A 7,508-nucleotide genomic window follows, 5' to 3' on the forward strand; every position below is an offset into this window, starting at 1 on the left:
CCAGCGCGCAGAAAGTCGAGGTGGGCGGGCGGCTGTTGCGCTATCTCGACCTCGGTGAGGGCGGCACGCCGCTGGTGCTGGTCCACGGGTTTGGTGGCGACTTGAATAACTGGCTGTTCAACCACCCGGGCCTGGCGACGGTGCGACGCGTGATTGCATTGGATTTGCCGGGTCATGGCGAGTCGGGCAAGCAGTTGCACCGCGGCGATGCCGAGGAACTGAGCCAGGCGGTGTTGGCGTTGCTCGATCATCTCACGCTCGACCGCGTCCACCTCGCCGGCCACTCAATGGGCGGCCTGGTAAGCCTGACAGTGGCGAGCCAGGCACCCGCGCGTGTGGCTTCGCTGACCCTGATCGCCAGCGCCGGCCTGGGGCCTGATATCAATGGCGATTACCTGCAAGGCTTCACCGAGGCCAACAACCGCAACGCGCTCAAGCCGCAACTGGTGCAACTGTTCAGCGACCCGGCGCTGGTCACCCGGCAGATGCTCGAAGATATGCTCAAGTTCAAGCGCCTGGAAGGGGTGGATCAGGCGTTGCGCCAACTCAATGCCCAACTCTTCGATGGCGGGCGGCAGCAGCTGGATTTGCGCAACGTCGTGGGGCATCAGCCAAGCCTGGTGATCTGGGGCAGCGAGGATGCAATCATCCCGGCCAGGCATGCCGAGGGGCTCGAGGCCCAGGTGGAAATCCTGCCGGGGCAGGGGCACATGGTGCAGTTGGAGGCGGCGGAGCGGGTCAATCAACTGATGGCAACCTTCCTCAACGCCCAGCCTTGATGCAATCCAATGTGGGAGGGGCGGTGCGACGATTCGACTTGCTCCCGATAGCGGTGGCTCAGCCAATATTCCTGGTGACTGACCCACTGCAATCGGGGGCAAGCCCCCTCCCACAATTTAAATTGCATTTCAAAAGTTAGAGGCAGCGGAGCGGGTCAATCAGTTGATGGCAACCTTCCTCAACGCCCAGCCTTGATGCAATCCAATGTGGGAGGGGCGGTGCGACGATTCGACTTGCTCCCGATAGCGGTGGCTCAGCCAATATTCCTGGTGACTGACCCATTGCCATCGGGGGCAAGCCCCCTCCCACAATTTAAATTGCATTTCAAAAGTTAGAGGCAGCGGAGCGGGTCAACCAGTTGATGGCAACCGTCCTCAACGCCCAGCCTTGATGCCATCCAATGTGGGAGGGGCGGTGCGACGATTCGACTTGCCCCCGATAGCGGTGGCTCAGTCAATATTCCTGGTGACTGACCCACTGCAATCGGGGGCAAGCCCCCTCCCACCATTTAGAGTGCATTTCAAAGGGAGCGCTTGAGGGTTGCGCTCGGCAGTTCTTTGAACAGTGCCCGGTAGCTATTGGAAAATCGCCCCAAATGCCAGAACGACCAGTTCATCGCCACTTGCGCCACCGTGGCCCCGGCTGAACTCAACAACTCTCGCCGTGCCCCGTTCAAGCGGCGCAAGCGCAACCACTGCGCCGGGCTCATCCCTGTGTAGGTCTTGAAGCCCTGTTGCAACTGGCGCAACGGCACACCGGCGATCTGCGCCAGTTCCAGCAGGTTGACGGCGTCATCCGCTGCATCTACCGCCCATTCGCCAACGCGCGTCATCAGCCGGCGCTCTTCGCTGCGCCGCTGCAATGACTGGCGGTCCAGGCATACGCTCGCGTTGTCGAGAATGAACAGGCAGTCGTCGAGCAACTGTTGGGTGAGGGCATCGCGGCAGATCGGGTCGGTGGTGGCGGACAACCGGGTGAGGGTGCCACTGAGCCAACGGCTGAACAGCGCATTCTGCTGACCGGTCAGCGGCGCCATGAACAAGCCTTCGAGTTTCGCCACATCCAGCCCATGGCGCTGCACGAACTGCGGCCCGAACACCACCGCGACTTCGCGGTAGTTCTCTGGGGTGATCCAGGTGTTGCGGCTCTCGCCATTGAGCATGTACAGCGCGTTGTCGCTGCCGTCGAAACAGAACGCCAGCGCCCCCGGAGGCGCATTGAAATGCTGCTCCACCCGGGTGTTCATGCACTCTTCGTAGACCTCCACACCTTGCAGGTCGAGGTAGCGAATCTGCCCGGCGAAATGCCCGGGGGACATCTGCTGGTAGTGCTGCACCCAGCCGGGTGTCGCACGGCATTGGGCGGCCACATCACCGGTGGTGAAGGCCTGTACGCGCAAAGCAGTAGCCTGTGTCATGGGGAACCTGGTCGCACTCTATTGGTGCGTTGTGCTCGGTGCAAAGTGGATAGATGCCGTGGTGCGGCGCGCCCAAGATAGACCTCAATGCGCCGGGAGTACAAGCCGACGCAGTCTCTCTCCCCATGACGAGGTCCTTATGAACGCCCCCTTCGATCAGCTGTCCGCCTGGCTGAAAGAACACAAGATTACCGAAGTCGAATGCGTGATCAGTGATTTGACTGGCATCGCACGCGGCAAAATTGCACCCACCAACAAGTTCCTGCATGAGCGAGGCATGCGCCTGCCGGAAAGTGTGTTGCTGCAAACGGTAACCGGGGACTTTGTCGACGACGATGTCTACTACGACCTGCTCGATCCAGCCGACATCGACATGGTCTGCCGCCCGGCACCCAACGCTACGTATGTGGTGCCGTGGGCCATTGAACCCACCGCCATCGTGATCCACGACACCTTCGACAAACAGGGCAACCCCATCGAACTGTCGCCGCGCAACGTGCTGAAAAAGGTGCTGCAGCTCTACACCGAGCAGGGCTGGCAGCCGATTGTCGCGCCGGAAATGGAGTTCTACCTGACTCAGCGCTGCGAAGACCCCGACCTGCCGCTGAAAACCCCGGTGGGCCGCTCCGGCCGCGCCGAGACCGGTCGCCAGTCGTTTTCCATCGACGCCGCCAACGAGTTCGACCCGCTGTTCGAAGACGTCTACGACTGGTGCGAACTTCAGGGCCTGGACCTCGATACGCTGATCCACGAAGACGGCCCGGCGCAGATGGAAATCAACTTCCGCCATGGCGACGCCCTCGACCTCGCCGACCAGATCACCGTGTTCAAACGCACCCTGCGCGAGGCCGCGCTCAAGCACAACGTGGCCGCGACCTTCATGGCCAAGCCGGTGGCCGACGAGCCGGGCAGCGCCATGCATTTGCATCAGAGCGTGGTCGACATCGCTACCGGCAAGCCGGTATTCGTCGATGCCGACGGCAAGATGAGCCAACTGTTCCTGCATCACATCGGCGGCCTGCAGAAGTACATCCCCAAGTTGCTGCCAATGTTCGCGCCCAACGTGAACTCGTTCCGGCGTTTTCTGCCAGACACCTCGGCACCCGTCAACGTCGAGTGGGGCGAAGAAAACCGCACCGTCGGCCTGCGCGTGCCGACCTCCAGCCCCGACGCCATGCGCGTGGAAAACCGCCTGCCCGGCGCCGATGCCAATCCGTACCTGGCCATTGCCGCCAGCCTGTTGTGTGGCTACCTGGGGATGATCGAAAAGATCGAGCCGAGCGCTCCGGTGGAAGGTCGCGCCTACGAGCGCCGCAACCTGCGCCTGCCGTTCACCCTCGAAGATGCGCTGGCGCGCATGGAGGATTGCGACACAGTCAAGCAGTACCTGGGCGACAAGTTCGTGCGCGGCTACGTCGCGGTCAAACGCGCCGAGCATGAAAATTTCAAGCGGGTGATCAGTTCCTGGGAGCGTGAGTTCCTGCTGTTGAGCGTCTAAACAATCATAAAGGGGTGTCGATATGCGTCTGACGAAAAAACTTCTCCCGCTGGCCCTGGTGGCGGCATTCAGCAGCGCCGCGCAGGCGGAGCCAACGGTCAGTGTCTACAACTGGACCGACTACATCGGCGAAACCACGTTGGCCGACTTCCAGGCCAAGACCGGGATCAAGGTGGTCTACGACGTGTTCGACTCCAACGAAACCCTGGAGGGCAAGCTGCTGGCGGGGCGCACCGGGTATGACGTGGTGGTGCCGTCCAACCACTTCCTGGCGCGCCAGGTCAAGGCTGGTGCGTTCCTCAAGCTGGACCGTTCGCAACTGCCCAACTTCAAGAACCTCGACCCCAAGTTGCTCGCGCTGCTGGAGAAAAACGACCCGGGTAATGCGCACTCGGTGCCGTACCTGTGGGGCACCAACGGCATCGGCTACAACGTCGACAAGGTCAAGCAGGTGCTCGGCATCGACCATATCGATTCGTGGGCGGTGCTGTTCGAACCGGAGAACCTCAAGAAGCTCAACCAGTGCGGCGTGGCCTTCCTCGACTCGGCGGATGAGCTGTTCCCGGCGATCCTCAACTACATGGGCAAAGACCCGCGCAGCGAGAACCCCGAGGACTACAAACAGGCGCAGGCCAAGCTGTTGAAGTTGCGGCCGTACATCACGTACTTCCATTCCTCCAAGTACATCTCGGACTTGGCCAACGGCGACATCTGCGTGGCCTTCGGTTATTCCGGCGACGTGTTCCAGGCCGCCAACCGCGCCAAGGAAGCCAAGAATGGGGTGAACATTGCGTATTCGATTCCCAAGGAAGGCTCCAACCTGTGGTTTGACCTGCTGGCGATCCCCGCCGATGCGAGCAACCCAAAAGAAGCCCACGCCTTTATCAACTACCTGCTCGACCCTGAAGTCATCGCCAAAGTCAGTGCCTCGGTCGGCTATGCCAACGCCAACCCGGCAGCCAAGGCCTTCATGGACCCGGAACTGGTGAACAACCCTGAGGTGTACCCGTCCCAGGCCGTGCTCGACAAACTCTATATTTCCACCACGCCAACCCCGGCGACCATGCGCCTGATGACCCGCGCCTGGAGCAAAGTGAAGACCAATATATGATTCAATCCAGTGACCACGCCCAGTCCTATTACCGTGCTTCGGCCAATGCCATGCCCGAGCGTCCGTCGCTGGGCGCGGACCTGAGCGCCGATGTGTGTGTGATCGGCGGTGGGTTCACCGGCGTCAACACGGCCATTGAACTGGCCCAGCGCGGGCTCTCGGTGATCCTGCTGGAGGCGCGGCGCATCGGCTGGGGCGCCAGCGGGCGCAATGGCGGGCAGTTGATTCGCGGCATCGGCCACGCTGTGTCGGGGTTTTCCAAGTATGTAGGCGAGGAGGGCGTGCGTTATCTGGAGCGCGCCGGTATCGAGTCGGTGGCGCTGGTCGGTGAGCGTATTCGTGAGCACGCCATCGACTGCGATTTACGCTGGGGGTTCTGCGAGCTGGCCAATACCCCGGCGCAATTCGCAGCGTTCAACGCTGAGCAGGCGCACCTGGCGACGCTGGGATACGCTCATGAAACCCGCCTGGTCGCGCCGCAGGATATGCAGCAGGTGGTGGGCTCCACTGTCTATGCCGGTGGCCTGGTGGACATGGGCTCCGGGCATTTGCACCCGCTGAACCTGGTGCTCGGCGAGGCACAGGTGGCCGAGTCCCTTGGGGTGCGGATCTTTGAACATAGCGAAGTGCTGGAGCTGGTTCACGGCGACACGGTGCAGGTGCGTTGCGCTGGCGGCACGGTACGCGCCGCCAATCTGGTACTGGCCTGCAATGCCCATCTGGAAGAATTGGAACCGCGTCTGAGCGGCAAGGTGCTCGCGGCGGGCAGTTACATCATCGCCACTGAACCGTTGCCGCAGGACGTCGCCCACCCACTGATCCCGCAAAACCTGGCCCTCTGTGACCAGAAAGTCGGGCTGGATTACTACCGGTTGTCCGCCGACCGCCGCCTGTTGTTCGGCGGCGCCTGCCATTACTCGGGGCGCGATCCTAAAGACATCGCTGCCTATATGCAGCCCAAGATGCTCAAGGTATTCCCGCAACTGGCCGACACCGCCATCGAGTTCCAGTGGGGCGGCAAGATCGGCATCACCGCCAATCGCTTCCCGCAGGTCGGGCGGCTGCAGCAGTACCCGAATGTGTTCTACGCCCAGGGCTATTCCGGGCATGGGCTGAACGTGACCCACTGGTGCGCGCGGCTGTTGGCCGAAGGCATACACGCGAGCCACAGCCAGGGCCTGGATATTTTCAGCCAGGTGCCGCACATGACCTTTCCCGGTGGCAAGGCGTTGCGCTCGCCGCTGCTGGCGTTGGGGATGGCGTGGTATCGGTTGCGGGAGTTGATGCATTGAAGCTCGTGGCGTGGCAGGCTGGACGACGTTTTCCCATGACTTCTGGAGAGTTACCGTGCCAACAGCATCTGCAGCAATTGAAATCCCGGTATCGGCCGATCAGGTCTGGAAATTGGTCGGTGGCTTCAACAGCCTGCCGGACTGGCTGCCGCTGATCGTCAAGAGCGAAGCCGGCGAAGGCGGGCGTGTGCGTCACCTGGAAACCGCCGACGGTGGTGTGGTGGTGGAGCGTTTGCAGACCTTCGATAACGTCGGGCGTACTTACAGCTACACCATTGAAGAATCGCCGTTTCCGGTGAGCGCCTACCTGGCAACGTTGCAGGTTGAGGCGCTGACGGAGTCGTCGGCGAAGGTGACGTGGTCCGGTGTGTTTACCCCGGCGGCGGGTACTACGGAGGCGGCGGTGGAAGAGCTGTTTGCCGGGGTTTACAAAGGCGGGGTTGAGGCGCTGCGCGCGAATTTCTGAGCAGATCTATCAGGCAATGCAGGGCTAATGTGGGAGGGGGCTTGCTCCCGATAGCGGAGTGTCAGTCACCTGATGAATGACTGAAACACTGCTATCGGGAGCAAGCTCCCTCCCACATTTGGCCTGTGCAGGTCTCAGGCTTCGGGCATGAGCTGCTGGCGACACTCCAGCACCAACCGCGCACCGCCGCGCTGGCTGGTGCCGACGTCCAGCTTGAAGCCGTGCAAGTTGATGATAGCCGCCACAATCGACAAGCCCAGCCCGAACCCGCCTTGCTGGTCGCTTTCGTCCAGGCGATAAAAACGCTGGAACACCGCCTTGCGTTCTGCGGCGGGGATGCCGGGGCCGGAGTCGTGGACTTCGATACGCGTGCTCCCCGCATCGTTGACCCCACGCAAAATCACTTCGCCGCCCGGTGGGGTGAACTTGATCGAGTTGCTCAGCAGGTTGGCCAGGGCCTCGAACAGCAAGGCCCGATCTCCGGTGATCCAAGGCAGGGATGGCGGGGTGTCGAGCACCAGTTGCAGTTCGCCTTCCTCGGCCAGGGGCAGGTAGAAGTCGTGCAGTTCGCGCAGCAGCGGTAGCGGGTCCAGCACCAGGAAACCCGAGCGGCGCTGGTGGTCTTCCAGTTCCGAGATGCGCAACAGTCCGCGAAAGCGCGCCATCAGGGTGTCGGTTTCGGCGATGGCGTCGTCCAGTTGCACCGCGTGGGCCGAGTCTTGTTCGGCTTGTTGCTTGATGCGGTACAACTGCGCGCGCAGGCGGGTGAGCGGGGTGCGCAGGTCGTGGGCGATGTTGTCGCACACGCCTTTGACCTCGTTCATCAGCTTCTCGATGCGGTCGAGCATGGCGTTGACGATGGCGGCGAGCATGTCCAGTTCGTCACGCCGGTTCGACAGCGGCAGGCGATGGGTGAGGTCGCCGGCGACGATGGCCTCGGCGCT

Annotated in this window: 7 protein-coding genes; 5 read left to right on the plus strand and 2 right to left on the minus strand. The window is 62.1% G+C overall.

All coding sequences use genetic code 11. From position 1 onward, the window contains the following. On the plus strand, nt 1-779 hold a 779-nt coding region (locus L9Z73_RS21430), incomplete at its 5' end, for an acetoin dehydrogenase dihydrolipoyllysine-residue acetyltransferase subunit (RefSeq protein WP_247405169.1). Nucleotides 780-1,300: 521 nt separating this feature from the next. Here the strand turns inward: L9Z73_RS21430 and L9Z73_RS21435 are convergent. Next, nucleotides 1,301-2,197 (minus strand): helix-turn-helix domain-containing protein, encoded by an 897-nt coding sequence (locus L9Z73_RS21435; RefSeq protein ID WP_247405170.1) that lies wholly within the window; start codon nt 2,195-2,197, stop codon nt 1,301-1,303. A 139-nt stretch (nt 2,198-2,336) separates the two neighbouring features. Here L9Z73_RS21435 and L9Z73_RS21440 point away from each other — a divergent pair, with 139 nt between their 5' ends. From L9Z73_RS21440 to L9Z73_RS21455, 4 genes are read left to right on the plus strand one after another with little or no spacing between them, the layout of a single operon-like run. Beyond that, nucleotides 2,337-3,695: a glutamine synthetase family protein gene (locus L9Z73_RS21440; RefSeq protein ID WP_247405172.1), complete on the plus strand. Its 1,359-nt coding sequence runs from the start codon at nt 2,337-2,339 to the stop codon at nt 3,693-3,695. Nucleotides 3,696-3,717: 22 nt separating this feature from the next. Further along, nucleotides 3,718-4,806, plus strand: coding sequence for a polyamine ABC transporter substrate-binding protein (locus tag L9Z73_RS21445; protein WP_247405173.1), 1,089 nt, complete (start codon nt 3,718-3,720; stop codon nt 4,804-4,806). Further along, complete coding sequence (locus L9Z73_RS21450; RefSeq protein ID WP_247405175.1) at nt 4,803-6,098, plus strand: NAD(P)/FAD-dependent oxidoreductase; 1,296 nt, start codon at nt 4,803-4,805, stop codon at nt 6,096-6,098. Before L9Z73_RS21445 ends, L9Z73_RS21450 begins: the two co-directional genes overlap by 4 nt. A 55-nt stretch (nt 6,099-6,153) precedes the next feature. After that, entirely contained in the window at nt 6,154-6,564 is a 411-nt protein-coding gene (locus tag L9Z73_RS21455) for an SRPBCC family protein (protein ID WP_247405177.1), read from the plus strand. Between the two features lie 134 nt (nt 6,565-6,698). Here the strand turns inward: L9Z73_RS21455 and L9Z73_RS21460 are convergent. Continuing rightward, a partial coding sequence (locus L9Z73_RS21460) for a sensor histidine kinase (protein WP_247405179.1) occupies nt 6,699-7,508 on the minus strand: 810 nt, incomplete at its 5' end.

Source organism: Pseudomonas emilianonis, from assembly GCF_023072625.1.
In the GTDB taxonomy this organism is placed as follows: Bacteria; Pseudomonadota; Gammaproteobacteria; order Pseudomonadales; family Pseudomonadaceae; genus Aquipseudomonas; species Aquipseudomonas paraveronii.